The organism is Paraburkholderia sp. (assembly GCF_035656215.1).
In the GTDB taxonomy this organism is placed as follows: Bacteria; Pseudomonadota; Gammaproteobacteria; order Burkholderiales; family Burkholderiaceae; genus Paraburkholderia.
Genome location: NZ_DASRSY010000079.1, coordinates 1 through 1,565, shown reverse-complemented (window position 1 = coordinate 1,565; position 1,565 = coordinate 1). Strand labels below are relative to the sequence as shown.

Sequence of the window (1,565 nt, the reverse complement as noted above, 5' to 3'; positions counted from 1 at the left end):
CCTGGGGAAAACGGCGAGCCATTACGGCACGCCGTTTTGAAACGCACTATCGCCCCAACCGCGCACCCAGAAACCGAACCATCAGTGCCGCAACCTGATCGACTGCTTCATCCAGCGCGAAGTGTCCACCTTCAAGCAGGTGCACTTCCGCGCCGGGCACATTGGCGCGATACGCGTGGGCACCTTCCACTTCGAATGAGGGATCGTACTTCCCCCACAGCACAAGCATGGCAGGCTGACGTTCCTCCAGATACTGCTGCCACAGTGGATACCGCTCGACATTCGTCCGATAGTCGTAGAAGAGCTCGGTCTGGATATCGATCTGGCCAGGCAGCGATAAAAATGCAAACTCATCAGTCCAGGTATCCGGATCGTAACGATCGACATTCGGACTGCGCCCGACATGCCGCAACCGTGTCGCCTCAAACGAGAGCAAATTTGCCCGTAGTGCCGCCTCGTGCGTAGCGCGATCGTTCCAGAAGGCCTTGCGTGTTTGCCATAACGGACCGAGGCCCGCTTCGTGGGCAACGGCGTTTTGCACCACCAACGCCTCGATTCGCTCAGGGTTTGAAAGTGCAAGCCGAAACCCCACGGGGCCGCCGTAGTCCTGCATCACCAACGTATAGCGCTTCAGTTCCAGCGCATCGGTGAAACGCGTTATCACCTCGGCGAGATGGTCGAACGTGTACTTGAACGCGTCAGGTGAGGGTGCGCTGCTGTGGCCGAAACCGGGGTAATCCGGCGCGATCAGCCGGTAGTTTTGCGCGAGCAGCGGCATCAGCGTCTCGTACATTCGCGACGACGACGGGAAGCCATGCAGCAACAGAATCACAGGCGCGTCGCGCGGTCCTGCCTCGCGGTAGAAAATATCGAGACCGTCGATTTCGATACTGCGATAGCGCATTCCGATGCGTGTGGATGTCATGACCATGCTCCTTCCGTCTTTCGTAAGATCGCTCACGCGGCGCGCGAACTGTCGCGCAGATGCAGGACCGCTGCTGCGGCGAAAAATCCCAATGCCGCGACGCATACACCCGGCCAGCCCCAATGTGCGAGCGCCGGCCCGGCGATCGTGGCGCCCACTGCGCTGCCGATGAAAAAGAGCCCCGTATAGAGTCCATTCACCCGGCCGCGCGATTCGGGCGCGAGCAGATTGATCGCGCGCCGGCCGAGCGCCTGGTCGGCAATCACACCACCGTCGATAAAGAATGCGGCCACGGCGAGCATGGCGATCGATGCGGTGCGCGATACGCCCGACGTCAACGCGAATGCCGCCATCAACGCGGCTGCGATGGCGACCGCATGAGCGAGCATGCTGGCGGGCTTCGACCAGCCCCTGTCACCGGCGCGGCCCGCCAACGGTGCGATGAACACGCTGCCGCCGCCGGCCAGCGCGAACAGCGCGACGGAGGTGCTGTTCAGGCCGAGGGGCGCGCGTGTCAGGACAATGGCGACGCTGCTCCAGAACGCATTGAATCCGGCCATCAGCAGGGCTTGATACAGCGCCCGACGGCGCAGCACTGGCTCATGCGCGACCAATCGCGCCATCGACGTCAATAACGCGG

The 1,565-nt window shown here is 62.1% G+C and carries 2 protein-coding genes; both read right to left on the bottom strand.

The window, feature by feature from the left end:
• Positions 1 to 46: 46 nt before the first annotated feature.
• Complete coding sequence (locus VFE81_RS04320; RefSeq protein WP_325043409.1) at positions 47 to 925, bottom strand: alpha/beta hydrolase; 879 nt, start codon at positions 923 to 925, stop codon at positions 47 to 49.
• A 32-nt stretch (positions 926 to 957) separates the two neighbouring features.
• A partial coding sequence (locus VFE81_RS04315) for an MFS transporter (RefSeq protein ID WP_325043408.1) occupies positions 958 to 1,565 on the bottom strand: 608 nt, incomplete at its 5' end.